The sequence below is a fragment of the Marinomonas colpomeniae genome (assembly GCF_014803385.1).
In the GTDB taxonomy this organism is placed as follows: domain Bacteria; phylum Pseudomonadota; class Gammaproteobacteria; order Pseudomonadales; family Marinomonadaceae; genus Marinomonas; species Marinomonas colpomeniae.
The window spans coordinates 110,854-129,796 of the sequence record NZ_JACYFC010000005.1; the positions used below are offsets into that span (position 1 = coordinate 110,854).

The window sequence follows — 18,943 nt, forward strand, 5'->3', positions numbered from 1 at the left end:
CATTCATTCTAAAAACGGAACGCCCGACTTATATCGAAAACGCTTTTTACTTTTGCCTTTTTTATGGGCAGAACCTTACCATAATGTCAAAGTTCAAACAGGTGAAAATCAATCTGAAATACATGGATTCAATAAAACCATCCTATCTGGATCAATAAAGATGAAGATACCTAAGGAAGAGTAAGAGGACACTTTATCTAAGTTGGCTGTCTTTACTACCAGCACGATTAAACAATGCAGAATGGCCTTTCTTTTCTTGCTTGGACTGACATTGAATACACAGCCGGACTCCTGCAATAGCTTTGCGCCTCGGTTCTGGAATCACGGCATCACACTCTTCACAATGGCTTAGGCTTTCTCCTTTTGGCATGCTGTTTTTTGCACGCTCAACTTCCGAATCGACCGTCGCGTCTATTTGATCTTGCACTGCACCATCGTGCGCCCAACCACCAGCCATAATTTGACCCTTTTCCTAGTAAGTGTATAAAATATATTACCGCGATTTACATTTTTATACCTTTTTTGCATCTATATTTTCTACATTTGACTTAGAAGCATACCAATCTGAAAAAATCGCGATACTAACAACGCATCATTCAATTCCCCCTCTCTGTGAGTATGCTAGAATGAGAAACTATTCCAGCCGCAAGAGCGGTGGTTTTTTAGACGTTTTTAACTAAATTGTCTTAACACTCATCTTACTTTAGGAGATTAAACCATGCGTCTAAACACGCTTAAAATGGGATTGGTAGCCATTCTTACTGCCGTACCAGCTCTTGCATTAGCTCATCCAGGACACGAACATGCTTCCAGTTTTATGACTGGATTTATGCATCCTATGGGTGGCTTAGATCACTTATTGGCTATGCTGGCTATTGGTCTTTGGGCTGCTAGCCTTGGCGGTCGCGCCCTACTAGCAGTACCTATAGCGTTTGTTGGTGCTATGTTGATTGGCGGCGGTATTGCCATTGCTGGCATGCAAGTTCCTTTCGTCGAACAAGGGATTCTCTTGTCAGTGATATTAATGGGTGCGTTATTAGTAACAACAAAACGTTTTCCAATAGTCACTTGTGCTGCCATTGCTGGACTGTTCGCAATATTTCATGGTGCAGCCCATGGTATAGAAATGCCATTAAGCACTCACAGTGCACAATATGCATTAGGCTTTGCCGTTGCTACTGCTCTACTTCATATCGTTGGTATTGGTTTTGGTGGCGCTATTACTCGCTTTCAAACACCTCTCGCAACTCGCTTAATAGGAAGTGTTATTGGGCTCACTGGTGTTTTTCTAGCCATCGCATAATAAATGGCTACGAGCATAATTATAAAGTGTATGCCGTAGCCAGTTTCCTCAGACCTCTAGACATCCCTAAAAACAGCTTACAAAACATTTCATCAATACTTATAGCGTTAACATCCTCCACATCTATTTACAAAAAATGAAACATCAATACACGCTTTTTGTGTATGCTTTTTCATATTGGTATAAAGCACATCTAAATAAGGGCAATGGATTGAAAGAGTTAAAAGCAACACAACTTATAGCGATAATTATTGCTTGTATTGTTTTTTGTATCACTGGAATACTAGGCGTCTATTGGACTCACTCCATGAACAGCGCCATAATTAATCAGCAGGTATCTCTATTAAACGAGTTATCCCATACACAAGCTGCTGTACTAGAACGTAAGTTGTCTTCCGCTTTTACTGCTTCTAAAATATTAGCCTACGAAATAGAGCACCATAAAGGTGATAGTAGCTGGTTTCCAGAGTACGCAGATAAGCTCCTTCAATCTATTAGTGATGTGGATAGTTTACATCTTGCACCTGACGGCATCATCAGCCAATTTTTCCCTATTGAAGGCAATGAGTTAGCCATTGGCTTAGATATTTTATCTAGAGACAAGTACAAAGAAGAAGGCTTTTATGCCATTAAAAAACAACAATTTGTTCTTGTTGGCCCTGTCGAGCTTGTACAAGGAGGCACAGCTATCATAGGCCGAGCCCCTGTTTTTTTATATTCAGGCACTCAACGTGAAGTATTTTGGGGTTTCGTTTCTTCTGTTATTTACTTAGATAATTTATTAGCCTCTACCCAATTACAGAAGCTTGAAGAAAGAGGTTATCAATATAATCTTTCAAGGGTCAATATTGGTACTGAAGAAAATCTCATCATTGCTTCTTCTACTAAGCCTCTTACTGAAATTCAAATCACAGCCGAGCTAATAACACCGTCAGGGGAATGGAACCTCACTATTAGTAAAGAGTTAGACGTTCAATTAGAAGAACGTGAAATAATCGGTTATACAGTGAGCATCACTATCGCATTTTTACTCGCTGTCGCACTCTATATAATACTTATTCAACCCCAGCGTCTAAGAGCATTGGTAAAAGCCAAGACAAAGGAACTAGAAGAGCTGGCTTACCAAGATCCATTAACCAGCTTACCAAATCGTCGATACTTACAAGATACTCTTCCGCGGGTGCTATATAACAATCAGCACCGAAAACGCATTTCAGCATTTATTTATTTTGACCTAGACAATTTCAAACATATCAACGATACGATTGGTCATGACATTGGCGATAAGGTGTTAGTTGTCGTCGCTAATAGGTTAAGTAATCTTCAAAAAAAATCTGACCTAGTAATACGCTTAGGCGGAGATGAGTTTGGGATATTACTTGGTAATATCAAAAGTAATAATGAAGTTGAAAAGCAGGCAGACCAAATACTCGAAAGTATTCGAACATCAGTAAGAATAGATAATAGTGAATACTCTTTAAGTACTTCACTAGGTATTGCAATGATTCCCGAGCACGGTTATGACCTAGTCACTATTATGAAAAATGCAGATATGGCTCTGTATCAGGCGAAGCTTGACGGGAAAAATAGATACGCTTTTTATAATGAAAGTATGAAGATCAATACCTATACTCAAATCCAAGATGAGTATGATCTATCTCAAGCAATACAAGGAAATGAATTTGAGTTGTATTATCAACCTCAATTTAATCTTCATACAGATAAAATCATTGCAGCTGAGGCGCTAATTCGTTGGAATCATCCAGAAAAAGGTTTAGTTTTTCCTGATGATTTTATTCCATTAGCAGAGACTACAGGGAAGATCATTGAATTAGGTTATTGGATTTTAGAAAGCAGCATCGCGTATTTGGCAAGACGTAAAAAAGAAGGTAAGCCTGAGATTCTATTGCATATCAATCTTTCTTCGAAGCAACTTTCCGACCCAAACTTTGTTACTCTAGTACAAGATTTACTTATACAGTATGACGTATCTGCCAAGCTTGTTGGCTTTGAGATTACAGAAACATTAATACTTGAAGATGTTGAGTTAGCAAAACAAGTGCTACAAATATTTAAAGAAATGGGCATTTGTATTGCCATTGATGACTTTGGAACAGGCTATTCATCTCTTGCCCAGCTAAAAAACCTGCCAGTTACCTTATTGAAAATTGATCGTAGTTTTGTAATGGATTTAGAGAATGATATAGATGACAGAAAAATCATTGAGGCCATTATCGCCATGGCACACAAATTAAATATTCAGGTGCTGGCAGAAGGTATAGAAACAAGAGAACAATGGAACATGCTAGCTTCATTCCACTGTAATTATGGTCAAGGTTACTATGTAAGCAAAGCAATCACTGCTGATCAGTTTAATCTTCTCCCACAAATTAATCATGATAATTTATAACGTTATACAAAGTGAGGCTATTTTTAAGAACCTCATCGCTCCATTAAAACCTTAACGTAAAAAAATATTCATAATAAAAAGCCTTAAGTCAAAACGATAGACTTAGGGCTTTTTATTAACTCTGTTTTCTTAAAATCAACTACTAAACACTCTCAAGTGTTACGATGCTAAGCAAATAGCACGACCATGATTATGTGATTCTACTAATTCTTTATGCAAACTGCATATCGCTTTTTCATAGTCTTCTTCATCAACAACAAACTGCATATCAACCTGACGCATAGATTGGTGCATAGCCAATACGTTTACGCCTTGCTCTGCAATCGCCTTAACCGCTTTAGCAAGCATACCCGTTGTTTTCATGTCACTACCAATAGCCGACACGATTGCGACTTTACGCTGGGTGATTTCCGCATCTTCAAAGCGCTCGTGAAGCACTTTCATAACACGTTTTAATATTTTTAAGTTAATCGCTAAATAATGCGTAATCGTATTCGCATTAATATCTTTGGCAATAATATGAACATTAAATTGATTCAATACCTTAAGAATACCAACATCGAATTTATCGATATCACCCGCCATGTCTTGGTCAAATAACTCAACAGCAAAAACGCCACGACAACCCGCAATGATTTCAACACAAGGTGCATCACTCACGTAATCACCCGTAATTAGTGTGCCTGTATGTTCTGGCTCAAAGGTATTTTTTACTCGTAATGAAATACCGCTTTGACGTAACCCTTTTGCTGCTTTCGGATGAATTGCTTCCATACCAAGATTTGCTAATTGATCAGCTACATCATAGTTTGTACGGCCAATTGGAACAGCCTTACTCTCACCCACTAAACGAGGGTCTGCACTGCTCAAGTGAAACTCTTTGTGGATAACGGCTTCATGAGCTTTAGTTAATACAGCAATACGACTAAATGTCATCTCACTGTAACCGCGATCAAACGTCGACATCAAGCCAGTTTCACTGTGAGCATAGCCTGTTGTAATCGGTAGCTCTTTGCTTAAATCAATCCCTTTAAACGCATCGAGAATTCGTTCATCAAGCGACATATGATTAGGACTATTCCAACCGGTCAAATCGACAAAGACAGCGTTTACACCATCGCGCTCTAAAAGATGTGCGGTATTCCATGCACTATGAGCTTCGCCAATACTGGCAAGCATTTCTCGTACGGTAGCGAGATGTTCGCTAATCGAGAAATGTCCGTGCTGACAAAGGCGGTGCAAGTCTTCTAAGCATTCTTGAGCTTCTTGTAGACGACTATTTAAAAATGCATTGGCTTTATCGCGCAGTTCACCAGCCATAAACAGGTTATTGTTAATTTTTAACATGGCATTACGCACATCGGTAAGTGCCGTAAACCAGTTATTTTGCTTACGTTCTTGTGCGAACAAAGCAAACACACCCGCATCACCCGTTTTTTTATGCTCGAGTAATTTATCTGTCATGCCAGCATAAGCTGAAACAACAAAAATACGCTGGTACATGTTGCCAGCTTGAGTCGGCTTAAAAATTATATTATCTCTAACTGAACGATAGTCACTCATGGACGTACCGCCAATTTTTTCAACTGTATGTTGTCCCATTATTTATCCAATTCACTAAGGGGTCGAAAACAAACATCGACCAGAGTCATAAAACTGCCGCTATATTGTCATAAGGTCGCGGAAATTTTAAGCATTAATCACCTTTTTAAGCATTCAAATCATCTCATAACCACCATAAACTAAGGTTATAGCGCTCTATTTAAAAATAACGCTCAACTTAAATTGGTCTAGGTAAAATGGTCGAAAAAGACGCTTCATGAAGAAGCGTCTTTTTCGACCATAATTAGGTGCGTCGTTTATTATAAAATTTCGTAAGCACCTTCTAAATTATGTACTTCTTTACCCGTAATCGGCGGATTAAATACGCACGCTAACTTCAACTCTTTAAAGGCTCTTAGCGTATGTGCATCGTGTTTATCTAAAACATACACAACGCCAGGTTTAATCTGATGTTTCTCACCTGTTTCACGACTTTCTACTTCACCTTCACCTGAGATGCAGTACACAGACTCAAGATGATTCTGATAATGCATATCAAAGTCTTTACCTTCATAAATTGTTGTAATATGGAAAGAAAAGCCCATATTATCTTCTTTTAACAACAAACGAGTACTTTCCCAATTACCATCTGGCGAAACTACTCGGCGATCAGTTTTTTCGCATTCTGCTAGGTCACGTGCAAACATTTACTATTCCTCTTTGTTTTTATCCGAAAAATGGCTTTAACTTGATTTTACAAATACCTTAAACGGCAATATCGTAATTTTCGTCAAAATAGCTTTTAGCTTCCGGCATATCATCTTCTTTAGCACACACTTCACGAATGGCATTTTCTAAAATATCGATACCTTGTTTCAAATCTTCATCACTAATGATTAGAGGACAAAGAAATTTCACTACTTGATCATCCGCACCTGAGGTTTCAATCATCAAACCGTTTTGAAAACATTTTTTGGTGATCTTATTTGCTAATTCACCACTAACGCAGTTGATACCACGCATCATACCTCTGCCCTGAACCACAAAATTACCTTCACCGAACTCTTTAACAATCGCTTGTGTCCGCTGATGAATATATTCGCCTTTACGTTTAATTTCTTTCTCGAATGCGTCGTCTTTCCAATAGGTATCAATAGCAGCTTTTGCTGTTACAAAAGCAAGATTATTACCACGGAAAGTACCGTTATGCTCACCAGGTTTCCACTCATCCAACTCTGGACGCATTAATACCACTGCAAATGGCAAACCGTAGCCGCTTAGAGATTTAGACATAGTGATAATGTCTGGTGTTATAGCAGCGCCTTCAAAGCTAAAGAAAGTACCTGTGCGACCACAACCAGCTTGAATATCATCTAAAATCAATAACACACCATGTTTTTTGCACACGGTATCAAGATTTTGTAACCAGCCAAAACTCGCTACATTGATTCCGCCTTCACCTTGAACTGTCTCTACAATCACAGCCGCTGGCATATCGACACCACTACTAGAGTCAGATAACACCTTGTCTAAATATTCAGTAGTTTCTATGCCTTCTCCTAAATAACCATCAAATGGCACAGTAGATACACCTGCACCTAGAGTAAGACCTGCTGCCCCACGGTGATGAGAGTTACCCGTTACAGATAAAGCACCTAAACTACAACCGTGGAAACCATTGGTAAAACTGATAATATTTTCACGACCAGTAACATTACGAGCTAGTTTTAATGCCGCTTCTACCGCGTTTGTCCCTGTTGGCCCAGTAAACTGCATCATATATTCAAGGCCACGAGGCTCTAAAATATGTTGTTTAAAAGCTTCTAAGAATTCACCTTTAGCCTTCGTATGTAAGTCCAAACCGTGTGTAATGCCGTCTTCTAATATGTATTCAATTAACTTTTCTTTAAACACTGGGTTGTTATGTCCGTAATTTAAAGTACCTGCACCCGCCAAAAAATCGAGGTATTTATTACCTTCTTGGTCAAATAAATGAGCGCCTTCAGCACGATGAAAGACACGTGGAAAAGAACGGGCATAAGACTGTACTTCAGATTCGATTTCATCAAAAATTTTCATGTTTTTATATTTCCTTTAAGAGAATAAATGGTGATGTGGCGAGCGAAAGTTCAACTCTCAAGCTCAGCGTAGTATCTAATTCAATGTATTTTGCTAATTCAAAATGAGATTGGGCCAATTCTGACGAGATGTTCGGTATCGTGCTTGCCTTTGAAGTGCTCTTGTTTATCAAACATAACAGTCTCTTCCAAAGTCGATCCTAGCTGACCAGCAAGGCTTCGAAATAGAGCCCAGGAACCCAAATTAGACTCAGTAATACTGGTTTCTATGAAACGCACGCCAGAACAACGAGCACGTTTAAGCAATGAAGAAAGCATTTTTTTCGCGACCCCTTTACCACGTACTTTTTCGCTCACAGCGACCTGCCAAATAAATAATGTATCGATTGAATTAGGGAGGATATAACCCGACACAAAACCTACTAATTGACCGTCATTTAAACTGGCAGTAATAGATGTTTCATCAAAATGACTAGTTTGAAGAAGATTACAGTAAGTCGAATTTGTATCCAGTGGAGGACATGATGCCACCAATTGATGCACAGCCATTCCGTCTATTGAGCTGGGGTTATTAAAAATAAATTCTTCTGCATTCATGATTATATCCATTAGATAACAAAGTATTAAAAATCTGTATTTTTAATTGTCCATATTAAGAACATAAAAAAACCTCTGTTTTATAAAGAATAAAATAAAGGCATAAGGTAAAACGAACAATTAATTTGATGTCTAATCATTATATCTAAAAGCATTATTCAATCCAATAATTTATTTAGATGTCTAATCAATAAGGACAAAAAAACGTCTTGAAAAGAGCGCAATCAAGACCACCAATACGTCACAGCAATAAAAGGAATTAGCATAAAATGTCATTTTTTGTTGCATATAAGCGACTAAATTCGGAAAATCCCGCGCCTATTCCAAGTTTTGCTTATTTAGCACTCATACATTTTTGTGTTGTGGGAGACACAATCTTGATATGAAACAAACTGGGATCGCTGTATATATTTTTTGCTTTCAATATAACTTAGAGATAATTATGACTAATAAAACATCTATTCACGGCTCATGGGCGAGCCGCTGGATATTCATTTTAGCAGCAACAGGTTCTGCTGTTGGTTTAGGCAATATCTGGAAATTCCCTTATATTACTGGCGAGAACGGTGGTGGCGCATTTGTATTGGTTTACTTGGCCTGTATTTTACTTGTTGGTATTCCAATTATGATGGCAGAAGTTTTTATTGGCCGCCGTGCTCGCAAAAATCCTATTCATGCATTAACTGACATAGCAGAAGAGTCAGGCGGATCTAAAGCCTGGGGGTTGATTGGTTTCATGGGAATGCTTTCAGGTGTCCTAATCTTCTCTTTCTATTCTGTTGTTGGCGGCTGGGTACTTCATTACATCAAGGTCATGCTAACTGGCGAGATGCTGGGAGTCAGTGCTGAACAAGCTGGCGCGACGTTTGACGTGCTTCTTGGCGACCCAAAAACACTATTGGGCTGGCACACACTTTTCAGCATCATGACTATTTCCGTTGTGGCCGGTGGTATCAATAAAGGTATCGAAACAGCCACTCGCATCATGATGCCTTCGTTGTTTGTATTGCTGCTTATCTTGCTTGGTTACGCCATGTCTACCGATGGTTTCGCACAAGGCTGGGACTTCATGTTCCACGTTGACTTCGGTCAATTAACTTGGAATGCGACGCTTGTTGCACTAGGCCATTCTTTCTTTACCTTGTCATTAGGTATGGGAACGATAATGGCGTACGGTTCTTACATGACGAAGAAAGCATCTATTGGTAAAACTGTATTAACTATCGGTGCACTGGATACACTTGTTGCCTTGGTTGCTGGCTTAGCTATTTTCCCAATCATATTCTCAAATGGATTGAACCCAGGTGCAGGTCCAGGCTTGATGTTTATTTCTTTGCCTGTTGCATTCGGTCAAATGCCACTTGGTCAACTGTTTGGTTCTTTGTTCTTCATCTTAGTGGGTGTTGCTGCATGGACTTCTGCCATTTCTTTGTTAGAGCCAACCGTTGCATTTTTGATCGAAAAATTCGAAATGAAACGTATCACAGCCTCGATAACATTAGGTGTTGTCGTATGGGGATTAGGCATTGCATGCCTAGGTTCATTCAGTTTCCTATCTGATGTGACTTTGTTTGGTAAAAATACGTTTGATTTCTTAGACTATATTACCGCTAACATCATGTTGCCATTAGGCGGTATCTTGATTGCGCTGTTCGCAGGTTGGGTTGTAAAAGATAAGTTCGCACAGGACGAATTGCAGCTGTCTGACTCTATCTACACACTATGGAATATCTCAATGAAGTTCACAGCACCAATTGCCGTTGCTGTTGTTCTATACTTCTTGATCAATCCATTGACGTAATATATCGATCTCCCTCACCGCTAACGCTGAGCGTTAGCGGTGCCTTCGAGGAGCTAAATGCCTATTACCCAACACACCAACTTACATAGCTCTTAATGCGTAGCTCTCACCCACTGCTTGAAAGCCTTTCGAAAGTGCTATTTTTTTGTTTTTTTCTCTATTTGCTTGTTGTAGCTTTTTATTCCAAAAAATCTCATGAAAATAATATGCCACGGTATTAATAGCTGGCTCAACAATCGCAACCAAACCACCCACAATAAAACTGCCTGTGATTAAGTAAGCAACACTGAATGCAATGGTAAAATGCATAACAGCAAAAGTAATAGTTTTAGTCATTTGAATCTCCTCGTTTTATTTAATAAAGATATTAGAGGAGGTAAGTCGATACTCAAAATATATTATAAATATGTGGCTGATAGTTTTTCCATTAATTTATTTTAATAAACTCAGAAATACCTTCCAGAGGCTCCGAATACACTTTTACATCACCCTGTGCTGTTATGTCTAGCTCATGTGCTGCCAGCCAAAATCCTGCCCCTATCGCTGTAATAGGCCTGTTCCATTTTTGCATTTGTAATATTAGACCAGGCGCTTTCGGTGCCAATTCATTCTCACAAAACACCAAAACTGATTGAGCCCTAATACCTTCTATCAGGTCCGACCAATCATCACTATGCTGAACATTGGGCACTACTCGACAAGATATTCCCTTGTCTAGTAGCATGGCCGCGGCCATATAACACCAAAGCCCTCTCTGAGACATCAGACCTGTAATTAATACTTTAGAGGAATGCTTTTGTTGAGATTTAAGACTATTAATACGTGTAACCAAACATGACAACACAACAGATTCACAAAACGCCAATGGTGCACCTTTACCTAATTGTTCAAAACTAGGTAAAAGCCAATCTCGTACTGCAATGTCCGAAGGATATTGAGAGAAAATTTGCTGGTACAGTTGTTCAATTTTTTCTTCTTGGAACTCTTGTGATGCTTTTATCAAAGAGCCTTGCCAATCAAGCCATTCATTAGATGGCGCTACTCCATCAAAAGCGATGTCTTGATCTAGTAAAGCTCGTACCTTACTAACAGCTACCCCTTGTTGAATCCAACGTAATATTCCCTCTACACGCTGCACATCACCTTGATCATAAAGGCGATGACCTTTCTTAGTTCGTTTTGGTTTCAATAAACCATAACGACGCTCCCAAGCCCGCAAGGTAACCGAGTTCACCCCCGTTTTTAACGATAATTCTCGAATGGGAAAGTAAGAAGAACTATCTAGGGAAAGCACTTCATCCAATAGATCTGGCACTTCTGCATTGACGGTTTCTTCACTCTGGCTTAACTGACTCATATTCGCTTCCAATACATAACAATTATTAAAAGGTTTAAATTCACACAATAAATACATTGTGGCCTAAACTTATAGAATAGACAAAAGTTATACAAATATTTTTTTGTACAATTAACTTGCTTTTATTGTACAACTTTATATATTGTATAAGAAAGTCATCGAAACAGTTGGAGCAGTATCATCATGAGCACATCCAAAAACGATAAAGTGAAAACATCAACCTTTGATATCGCCATTATTGGCGCAGGGTTGGCTGGAAGCTTATCAGCTCATTTGCTTTCCAAGTCTGGATACAAGGTATGCGTAATAGAAAAAAGTCGTGGAAGCGGCGGACGTGCAAGTAGTAAAAGAATCACAGATAAGATCCACTGTGATTTAGGCGCTCCTTTTATTTATGCTCACCACCCTGAATCCGAAGAAATTCTAGAAGAACTAGTAAAAGAAAATGTTGCCGCACCTTGGAAGCAATTAAGTAAAGCCGATGCTCAAGCGTTTGTAGGGATTCCTAAAATGAGTTCAATTACTCGGTATTGGCTAACAAAAGCGACATTGATTACTGAGACACGGATTCACCACATAGAGCAAGTAAATGACGAGAACGGCCAATTACTTTGGTTACTAAGAAATGATAAGTATCAAGTGATTGTTCGCGCTAAGAAAATCATTATCACCGCACCAGCGCCACAAGCAGCAATGATATTAGCCACTCAAGCAGATTTGGCCGTTCTACTATTAAGAGCAAGCCAAGCGAGTAAGTTCTATCAATCACAATGGGCTATGTGGGTAGAAACCAAAAGTAGTGATCTAAGTGCCTTGATAGACCTAGACAACTCTCCGATTGTTCGAATGATAAAGGATAACTACAAACCTATGCGGAATGGCGATGATATTGACCGTTGGGTTATCCAAGCAAGCGCAGAGTGGACGAATAAACATCTTGATGTAGATAAAAAACAAATCACACAAGAGCTCCTTCAAACGTTTTCGCAATATACAGAACAAAGAGCCTTAAAACACGGCGAACCACACCGATGGCTTTTAAGCCGATTCTTAGAGAACGGAGGTAACAAACCTTTCGTCTGGTCTTCTGAATACAATATTGGACTCGCTGGAGATTGGTTATTTCAAGGTGATGCTGAGGGCGCACTACTAAGTGCACTCTTCCTAACAAATGCAATAAAAGACGATCGTTAAACTATTAACTGATTTTTAGTTAGCAACTTATCTTTTGGAGAATACAAAATGCCATTATTTCATACACCAGATCAGCTAGAGCAAAAAATACCAGTTGGAATCAGCGCTTGTTTGTTAGGTGAAAATGTTCGCTTTAATGGTGGACACAGCCACTCAGACTACTGCGATAAAGTACTGACTGACTATTTTGACTATCAAAAATTCTGCCCAGAAGTGGCAGCAGGATTTGGGACACCTCGCCCAACCTTACGTTTAGAAGGCGATCCAAATGACCCAAGAATGGTATTCACTAAGCAAACAGACAAAAACGTCTCTGATGTTTTTATGTCCGCATCTGATGCTTACTTAGAAAAACTCTCTCACCTTGATGGCTATATCGTCATGAAGAACTCACCAAGCTGTGGATTAGAGAGAATTAAGGTGTACCAAGAAAACGGACATCCTCACATGCAAAGAAGCGCAGGTTTGTTCACCAAAGAATTACAGCGACGTTATCCATTATTGCCAATCGAAGAAGATGGACGTTTAAATGATCCAAAACTGAGAGAAAATTTCTTGTTACGTGTTTTTACGCATCATGATTTTCGCCACAGTGTTGGAGAATCAATAAAGATGAAAGATTTAATTGCTTTCCATAGCCGTTATAAATACATGGTGATGGCGCACTCTCAGCCAATATATCGCCAGCTTGGTCGTTTACTTTCTGGCAATGATCCACGACCAGTGGCCGAACTAAGAGACGCGTACTTTGAGATATTAATGACAACACTATCCAAACCAGCGCAACGTAAAAATCACTGTAATGTGCTCATGCATTTGATTGGATACCTAAAACATGCGGTCGATGTTTCAGTACGAAAAGACATTATTAATGTGGTCGAGCAGTACCGTCGTGGCGAAGTGAATCTCGCCACTCCGATGACACTACTGCAACATTATTTAAAACATTACGGCAGTGAATACATTAATCAGCAAAGCTATTTCGCTCCGTACCCAACGCCATTAGGTATTCGTAATACGGTTTAGGACTCAAAAAACAATGAAAATTGAACACCTTGTTTGGCTAAGAAACGATCTTCGCAGCTTAGATAACCCAGCTCTTTACCATGCCTCCCAGCAAGGTAATGTTGCTGTGGTTGTCGCAGTAACACCACAACAATGGGCAGAGCATAACGAATCAGATGCCAAAACAGGTCTGCGAGCAGGCCTTATTCAAACGCTTGCTAATACCTTAGCGACACTTGGTATTCCATTGCATCTCATTCACGCAGACACTTTTTCACAAATGCCAGATGAGATAACTGATTTCTGTTTAAAGCAAGGCATCAAACATCTCTGGTTTAACCGTGATTTACCGATACACGAAAAACAAAGAGACAAATCTGTCTGTCTGTCTCTAAAAAACCACAATATAGATGTACACGTTCAGGGTGCTGATTTAATCGTCCCTCAATCCGTACTGAGTCAACAAGGCACACCTTTTAAAGTGTTCACGCCTTTCTTTAAACGCTGGGTAACCTTACTTGCCCAACAAGACCTAACACCGTTACCGGCTCCTGAATCACAAGCCGAGCCAATTGACCCAATATTGCTTAACTTAGACTGGAGTAAGCCTTTTAGGGAAGATTTATGGCCTGCAGACCAAGACACAGCCAAAAAGCGTCTTTGGCAATTCTGCCACCATAAAGAGCGTCACTACCAAACAGGTAGAGATTACCCAATACAGCCTGCTACCAGTACGATTTCCCCTTATCTTGCATTGGGCGCATTGGGTCCAAGACAATGCTTAGAGGCTATTTTTTACACTTGCGATCAAGAGGAAAAAAAATGGCAAGACAGTATTTGGCTCAAAGAGCTCGCGTGGCGTGATTTCTATCGTCAGTTAATGGAACATTTCCCTTCGCTCTCGATGAATCAGCCGTTCAAACCTAATACTAATTTCCTACGCTGGCGTAATAACCAAGATGAGTTTTATGCTTGGTGTGAAGGTAAGACCGGATTCCCTATTGTTGATGCGGCCATGAGGCAGCTCAATCAAACAGGTTGGATGCATAACCGTCTCAGAATGATTACGGCAAGTTTCTTTACCAAGCTGCTTTTTGCTGATTGGCGAAAAGGCGAAGCCTACTTTATGAGTAAGTTAATTGACGGTGAATTTGCAGCCAACAATGGCGGTTGGCAATGGAGTGCATCGACAGGTTGCGATGCCGCGCCATACTTTCGAGTCTTTAACCCAACCAGACAATCTGAAACTTACGATAAAGCAGGTGATTTTATCCGCCGATTCGTACCTGAACTGGCTGAGTTAGATGCGAAGTCCATACATAGTCCAAGCTCAGAACAAAGAAAACGATGCAATTACCCAGAGCCTATCATTGATTACAAGCCAGCAAGATTGGCAGCTATCGATGCATTTCACGAACTAAAAATGCTCTAGTAACAGTTTTAACAAAAGCTCTGCTACTGGAGCCTTTCTTCATAGAAAATTTACCTTACTGGCTTTCTAATGATGTAGAGTCTGTCTATACTTTGAGCTGTAACAAACTAAAACTTAGCTTTTATCAGCTCTGACAACACTATATAATTCGGAAAATTTTTTAGGTCTATTTATCTTTATGTCTGATCCACAGCACTTACACGACGTTTTAGTTCATCTACGACGCATTATTCGAGCAACAGACCTACAATCAAAACGTGTTGTAAAAGCCTGCGGCTTAACCATTCCTCAAATTATGGTACTTAGATCCATTGAAGAACTTGGTGATGTTACTGTGCGCCGTATTTCAGACAGCGTATCGTTAAGCCAAGCCACAGTAACAACTATCCTTAACCGCTTAGAAGACAGAAAATACGTAGAGCGCGTAAGAGCACAAAAAGATAAACGCATAGTTAATGCACGCCTTACAGAGCTCGGCATTAATATACTCAAAACGACACCACCTTTATTACACGAAAAATTTATAGGCGAATTTGAGTCATTAGAAGGATGGGAACAAACGCAAGTTTTGTCTTCGTTACAGCGCATTGCAGTGATGATGGATGCTGAATCATTAGATGCAGCGCCTTTGCTATACATCAATCCCCCTAATGCTGAATCGATCATTTAAATTCACTTAAATACTAAAATAGCCCTAAAAATACTAGTAGATTTTTAGGGCTATTTTGTTTCTACCTATACGATCTATTTCTTCATGATTTAAAACTGTATTTTCCCTACACTTTTCCCTGTTCTCTTATACTAAAACACCATTCTTCTCTAAGCATATTGTCTATCAAACATATCGCAGTGATATAGGAAAGCTCAACAAAACAGGCCCTCTCAACAACTAAATATAAAACTAATCATACAAATAAATTTGATGTATAAACATTAGATCTATAAACTAAATACAGTTTGATCACTAATTATTATAATATTTATAACATTAAAAGGAACCAAACCATGTACTTAAAGACCCTTTCTGCACTTACTGTGATGCTTTCTGCGTCGTCTGCGTTTGCTGCAAATGACAATTGTGGCGATCTAACCATTGCTGACATGACGTGGAGCTCAGCGACATTAATAGCCAACATTGATAGCTTTATTCTTACTGAAGGTTATAACTGTAACGTCGAGTTAGTTCCAGGTGATACGAATGCGACAGGCGCTTCTATCATTGAAAGAGGTGAGCCTGATATAGCACCAGAGCTATGGTCAAATGCTCTAGCTGAAGCGATATCGAAAGGTATTGCAGAAAAACGCATTCGCGTCGCAGGCAAAGCACTTTCTGATGGCGGTGAAGAAGGTTTTTGGATACCTAAATACCTAGTCGATGAAAATCCAGCACTTGCATCAATGGAAGAAATCCTAAAACACCCCGAGCTATTCAAGCACCCAGAAGATGACTCATTAGGCGCTCTATATAGCTGTCCTGCAGGTTGGAACTGTCAAATTTCTACAGGCCATTTATTTGAAGCCTTTAATATGGAAGAGCGTGGTTTTGATTTAATTGATCCCGGTTCTGCTGCAGGCCTTTCTGGTTCTATTGCTAAAGCTTACGAACGTAAAGAAGGTTGGTTAGGCTACTATTGGGCTCCTACTGCTGTTTTAGGTAAATATGAAATGGTAAAAGTAGACTTTGGCTCTGGCATTGATTTAAAACACTTCCAAACCTGCCTTACACAAGAATATTGTGAAGATCCAAAACCTAGCATGTACCCACCATCACCTGTAGATACAGTAACAACGGAAGCATTAGCAAGTGAAAAACCTGCTGTTTATGAGTATTTAACTAAACGCTCATTTACTAATGCAAAAATGAATACTCTATTAGCATGGATGGAAGAGAATCAAGCTCAAGGAGACTTTGCTGCTGAATACTTTCTAAAGAATAATGAAGCAATTTGGTCTACTTGGGTTTCTGCTGATGCTGCCAAAAAGATAAAAGCAGCTCTTAACTAAAAGCACACCTATACTACAAGCACTAGAGCCTTAAATTAACGGTGATAGTGCTTTTCACTTTTCTTTATAAAAAACAAGGTTCCAATACAAATGGCAGATAGCTCTTGGTTTACTAGCTTCCCACAGTTAGATAGGAAAGATCTAACTATCTTCAAAAGAACATTAGATGGTGCCTATCGAGAATTTTCCCGTAATTACGGTGAATTAATTGAAGGCTTTTTTGATCCATTACTTACCTTTTTAATTTGGTTCGAAAAATTGCTATTAGCCTCTCCTTGGTGGCTAACCATGGGAATAATTGTTGCTATTGTCTATAGCGCCACACGCTCATGGAAACTCTGTACCGGCGTACTCGCATCACTTATTGCCATTGGTATTTTTGGTATGTGGGACGATACCATGCGTACCTTAAGCATCATTACCATTTGTACCCTACTCTCTATCGTTATAGGTGTACCTACTGGTATTTTGATGTCTCGTTCAAATAGAATGCAGTCCCTCATAACGCCTATTCTAGACGTCATGCAGACCATGCCTGCATTTGTCTACTTAATACCGGTTGTCATGCTATTAGGCATTGGTAAAATTCCAGGTGTTATCGCGGTTATTGTTTACGCTGTTCCTCCGGTTATCCGCCTAACTAATTTGGGTATTCGTTTAGTCGACAAAGAAATCATGGAGGCCGCAACCGCATTTGGAGCGACCAATACACAGAAGCTATTTGGTGTTCAATTACCCCTCGCAATGCCAACTATTATGGCAGGTATAAACCAAACTATTATGATGGCACTAGCGATGGTTGTTGTGGCGTCAATGATAGGTGTTAAAGGCTTAGGACAACCTGTTTTACAGTCGATTACCAACCAATACTTTACGTTAGGTTTATTGAATGGGTTGGCCATTGTAGCCCTTGCGATTATTTTTGACCGAGTCTCTCAGGCTTATGCTAAACGCTCACAAAAACACCTAGGAAATCGTCATGACTAGTATAAACACAAATAACCAAACGACGAGCCCTCTTATAGAAATCAATGGTTTATATAAAGTCTTTGGCCCTAAAGAACAAAGTATTTTACCGCTACTAGAAACAGGCAAGAGCAAGAAAGATGTATTGGCAGAAACGGGTCACACTGTTGGTTTACGTGATATTAACTTAGATGTACAACAAGGCGAAATCTTTGTCATCATGGGACTTTCGGGTTCTGGTAAATCTACGCTTATTCGACACTTCAACCGCTTAATTGACCCTACTTCAGGTCAAATAAAAGTTGAAGGTGAAGACATTATGCAACTGTCTAAAGACGAATTAATCGAATTTAGACGCCACAAAATGTCTATGGTATTTCAAAATTTCGGACTCATGCCACATCGAACTGTTTTAGAAAATGTTGCCTATGGTTTACAAATTCAGAAAGTTCCAAAAAAAGAGCGATCCGAGAAAGCAGTAACATGGCTTGAAACAGTAGGCCTAGCTGGATACGAAGAACAGTATCCTGGGCAACTTTCTGGTGGTCAACAACAGCGTGTTGGTTTAGCTAGAGCGTTATGTACAGACGCAGAGATTCTTCTGATGGATGAGGCGTTTTCTGCACTTGACCCTCTTATACGAAGTGAGATGCAAGGTCAGCTGCTTGAGCTACAAGAAAAACTAAAGAAAACCATTATCTTTATCACTCACGATCTGGATGAAGCCTTGCGCATCGGTGACCGTATTGCCATTTTAAATGATGGTGTAGTATCACAAATAGGCACACCTGTAGATATTCTTCTTAACCCTGCAGACGACTACGTAGAAGCTTTTGTTAAAGATGTAAACCGTGCCCGTGCAGTGCCTGTTAAGACTATTATGCAACAGTCAGTACCTATTATAAAATCGGCCAATCTAGCAGAAGCTATTGCTAAACTACCTAAACAAGGCTATGCATTTTATCAAAATGAATCTGGGTTCCATGGCCTTCTAACTCGTAAGAAACTGGAAGCTGCCATTAAGCTACGTCCAGAAGGCAACATAACGCCTGAAGATGTAACTGAGATTCCTAATTTAATGCCTGACATGCTCTTACAAGAAGCTTTATCTGACTCATTAACATCGGAATATTCTCTACCAGTTCTAGATGAAGACGGGCGATATGTTGGTGATCTTAGCTCAGAAAGTTTAGCTGAAACACTTGAATATACAGCAGAGTAAAGCTTAAAAAGAAACAAAAAAAACCGTATTCA

At 39.5% G+C, this 18,943-nt stretch carries 17 protein-coding genes; 10 read left to right on the forward strand and 7 right to left on the reverse strand.

What is annotated here, in order from left to right; translation table 11 throughout:
- Nucleotides 1-193: 193 nt before the first annotated feature.
- Entirely contained in the window at nucleotides 194-457 is a 264-nt protein-coding gene (locus IF202_RS14800; RefSeq protein WP_191595688.1) for a DksA/TraR family C4-type zinc finger protein, read from the reverse strand.
- 261 nt (nucleotides 458-718) lie between these two features.
- Here IF202_RS14800 and IF202_RS14805 point away from each other — a divergent pair, with 261 nt between their 5' ends.
- Together IF202_RS14805 and IF202_RS14810 are read left to right on the forward strand one after the other, a co-directional pair.
- On the forward strand, nucleotides 719-1,303 hold the full coding sequence (locus IF202_RS14805) for a HupE/UreJ family protein (protein ID WP_191595689.1): 585 nt from the start codon (nucleotides 719-721) through the stop codon (nucleotides 1,301-1,303).
- Between the two features lie 211 nt (nucleotides 1,304-1,514).
- Entirely contained in the window at nucleotides 1,515-3,713 is a 2,199-nt protein-coding gene (locus IF202_RS14810; RefSeq protein WP_235963567.1) for a bifunctional diguanylate cyclase/phosphodiesterase, read from the forward strand.
- Between the two features lie 159 nt (nucleotides 3,714-3,872).
- Here IF202_RS14810 and IF202_RS14815 read toward each other — a convergent pair whose 3' ends face one another.
- From IF202_RS14815 to ectA, 4 genes are all read right to left on the reverse strand, one after another.
- Nucleotides 3,873-5,315, reverse strand: a complete 1,443-nt coding sequence (locus tag IF202_RS14815; protein WP_191595691.1) for an aspartate kinase — start codon at nucleotides 5,313-5,315, stop codon at nucleotides 3,873-3,875.
- Nucleotides 5,316-5,575: 260 nt separating this feature from the next.
- Complete coding sequence (locus tag IF202_RS14820; RefSeq protein ID WP_191595692.1) at nucleotides 5,576-5,962, reverse strand: ectoine synthase; 387 nt, start codon at nucleotides 5,960-5,962, stop codon at nucleotides 5,576-5,578.
- A gap of 58 nt (nucleotides 5,963-6,020) precedes the next feature.
- A complete protein-coding gene (gene ectB, locus IF202_RS14825; protein ID WP_191595693.1) occupies nucleotides 6,021-7,334 on the reverse strand; it encodes a diaminobutyrate--2-oxoglutarate transaminase in 1,314 nt (437 codons plus the stop codon).
- A gap of 98 nt (nucleotides 7,335-7,432) precedes the next feature.
- Complete coding sequence (gene ectA / locus IF202_RS14830) at nucleotides 7,433-7,930, reverse strand: diaminobutyrate acetyltransferase (protein WP_191595694.1); 498 nt, start codon at nucleotides 7,928-7,930, stop codon at nucleotides 7,433-7,435.
- 442 nt (nucleotides 7,931-8,372) lie between these two features.
- Between ectA and IF202_RS14835 the strand changes: the two genes are divergently transcribed.
- Nucleotides 8,373-9,731, forward strand: a complete 1,359-nt coding sequence (locus IF202_RS14835; protein ID WP_191595695.1) for a sodium-dependent transporter — start codon at nucleotides 8,373-8,375, stop codon at nucleotides 9,729-9,731.
- Nucleotides 9,732-9,812: 81 nt separating this feature from the next.
- On the opposite strand, the gene IF202_RS14840 is transcribed toward IF202_RS14835, so the two are convergent.
- Nucleotides 9,813-10,067 carry a DUF2061 domain-containing protein gene (locus tag IF202_RS14840; RefSeq protein ID WP_191595696.1) on the reverse strand — a complete coding sequence of 85 codons (255 nt, stop codon included), beginning with the start codon at nucleotides 10,065-10,067 and terminating at the stop codon, nucleotides 9,813-9,815.
- Between the two features lie 91 nt (nucleotides 10,068-10,158).
- A complete protein-coding gene (locus IF202_RS14845) occupies nucleotides 10,159-11,088 on the reverse strand; it encodes a MerR family transcriptional regulator (RefSeq protein ID WP_191595697.1) in 930 nt (309 codons plus the stop codon).
- Between the two features lie 183 nt (nucleotides 11,089-11,271).
- Between IF202_RS14845 and IF202_RS14850 the strand changes: the two genes are divergently transcribed.
- The 7 genes from IF202_RS14850 to IF202_RS14880 all read left to right on the forward strand — a co-directional run bounded on the left by IF202_RS14850 (nucleotide 11,272) and on the right by IF202_RS14880 (nucleotide 18,911).
- A complete protein-coding gene (locus IF202_RS14850) occupies nucleotides 11,272-12,282 on the forward strand; it encodes an NAD(P)/FAD-dependent oxidoreductase (protein ID WP_191595698.1) in 1,011 nt (336 codons plus the stop codon).
- Nucleotides 12,283-12,330: 48 nt separating this feature from the next.
- Entirely contained in the window at nucleotides 12,331-13,308 is a 978-nt protein-coding gene (locus tag IF202_RS14855; RefSeq protein WP_191595699.1) for a YbgA family protein, read from the forward strand.
- 13 nt (nucleotides 13,309-13,321) lie between these two features.
- Entirely contained in the window at nucleotides 13,322-14,719 is a 1,398-nt protein-coding gene (phrB, locus tag IF202_RS14860) for a deoxyribodipyrimidine photo-lyase (RefSeq protein ID WP_191595700.1), read from the forward strand.
- Nucleotides 14,720-14,897: 178 nt separating this feature from the next.
- Complete coding sequence (locus IF202_RS14865; RefSeq protein ID WP_191595701.1) at nucleotides 14,898-15,389, forward strand: MarR family winged helix-turn-helix transcriptional regulator; 492 nt, start codon at nucleotides 14,898-14,900, stop codon at nucleotides 15,387-15,389.
- Between the two features lie 335 nt (nucleotides 15,390-15,724).
- Nucleotides 15,725-16,723 (forward strand): ABC transporter substrate-binding protein, encoded by a 999-nt coding sequence (locus IF202_RS14870; protein WP_191595702.1) that lies wholly within the window; start codon nucleotides 15,725-15,727, stop codon nucleotides 16,721-16,723.
- A gap of 90 nt (nucleotides 16,724-16,813) precedes the next feature.
- A complete protein-coding gene (locus IF202_RS14875) occupies nucleotides 16,814-17,710 on the forward strand; it encodes an ABC transporter permease (protein WP_191595703.1) in 897 nt (298 codons plus the stop codon).
- The gene (locus tag IF202_RS14880) at nucleotides 17,703-18,911 is read left to right on the forward strand and encodes a quaternary amine ABC transporter ATP-binding protein (RefSeq protein WP_191595704.1); all 1,209 of its coding nucleotides are present in this window, start codon (nucleotides 17,703-17,705) and stop codon (nucleotides 18,909-18,911) included. The genes IF202_RS14875 and IF202_RS14880 overlap by 8 nt, the downstream gene beginning before the upstream one ends.
- The last annotated feature ends 32 nt before the right edge of the window (nucleotides 18,912-18,943 follow it).

What these genes read in the sequence shown, in the direction of transcription:
- IF202_RS14800 (WP_191595688.1), bottom strand. Translation starts at nt 457, where the DNA reads ATGGCTGGTGGTTGGGCGCACGATGGTGCAGTGCAAGATCAAATAGAC.
- IF202_RS14805 (WP_191595689.1), top strand. Translation starts at nt 719, where the DNA reads ATGCGTCTAAACACGCTTAAAATGGGATTGGTAGCCATTCTTACTGCC.
- IF202_RS14815 (WP_191595691.1), bottom strand. Translation starts at nt 5,315, where the DNA reads ATGGGACAACATACAGTTGAAAAAATTGGCGGTACGTCCATGAGTGAC.
- IF202_RS14820 (WP_191595692.1), bottom strand. Translation starts at nt 5,962, where the DNA reads ATGTTTGCACGTGACCTAGCAGAATGCGAAAAAACTGATCGCCGAGTA.
- ectB (WP_191595693.1), bottom strand. Translation starts at nt 7,334, where the DNA reads ATGAAAATTTTTGATGAAATCGAATCTGAAGTACAGTCTTATGCCCGT.
- ectA (WP_191595694.1), bottom strand. Translation starts at nt 7,930, where the DNA reads ATGAATGCAGAAGAATTTATTTTTAATAACCCCAGCTCAATAGACGGA.
- IF202_RS14835 (WP_191595695.1), top strand. Translation starts at nt 8,373, where the DNA reads ATGACTAATAAAACATCTATTCACGGCTCATGGGCGAGCCGCTGGATA.
- IF202_RS14840 (WP_191595696.1), bottom strand. Translation starts at nt 10,067, where the DNA reads ATGACTAAAACTATTACTTTTGCTGTTATGCATTTTACCATTGCATTC.
- IF202_RS14845 (WP_191595697.1), bottom strand. Translation starts at nt 11,088, where the DNA reads ATGAGTCAGTTAAGCCAGAGTGAAGAAACCGTCAATGCAGAAGTGCCA.
- IF202_RS14850 (WP_191595698.1), top strand. Translation starts at nt 11,272, where the DNA reads ATGAGCACATCCAAAAACGATAAAGTGAAAACATCAACCTTTGATATC.
- IF202_RS14855 (WP_191595699.1), top strand. Translation starts at nt 12,331, where the DNA reads ATGCCATTATTTCATACACCAGATCAGCTAGAGCAAAAAATACCAGTT.
- phrB (WP_191595700.1), top strand. Translation starts at nt 13,322, where the DNA reads ATGAAAATTGAACACCTTGTTTGGCTAAGAAACGATCTTCGCAGCTTA.
- IF202_RS14865 (WP_191595701.1), top strand. Translation starts at nt 14,898, where the DNA reads ATGTCTGATCCACAGCACTTACACGACGTTTTAGTTCATCTACGACGC.
- IF202_RS14870 (WP_191595702.1), top strand. Translation starts at nt 15,725, where the DNA reads ATGTACTTAAAGACCCTTTCTGCACTTACTGTGATGCTTTCTGCGTCG.
- IF202_RS14875 (WP_191595703.1), top strand. Translation starts at nt 16,814, where the DNA reads ATGGCAGATAGCTCTTGGTTTACTAGCTTCCCACAGTTAGATAGGAAA.
- IF202_RS14880 (WP_191595704.1), top strand. Translation starts at nt 17,703, where the DNA reads ATGACTAGTATAAACACAAATAACCAAACGACGAGCCCTCTTATAGAA.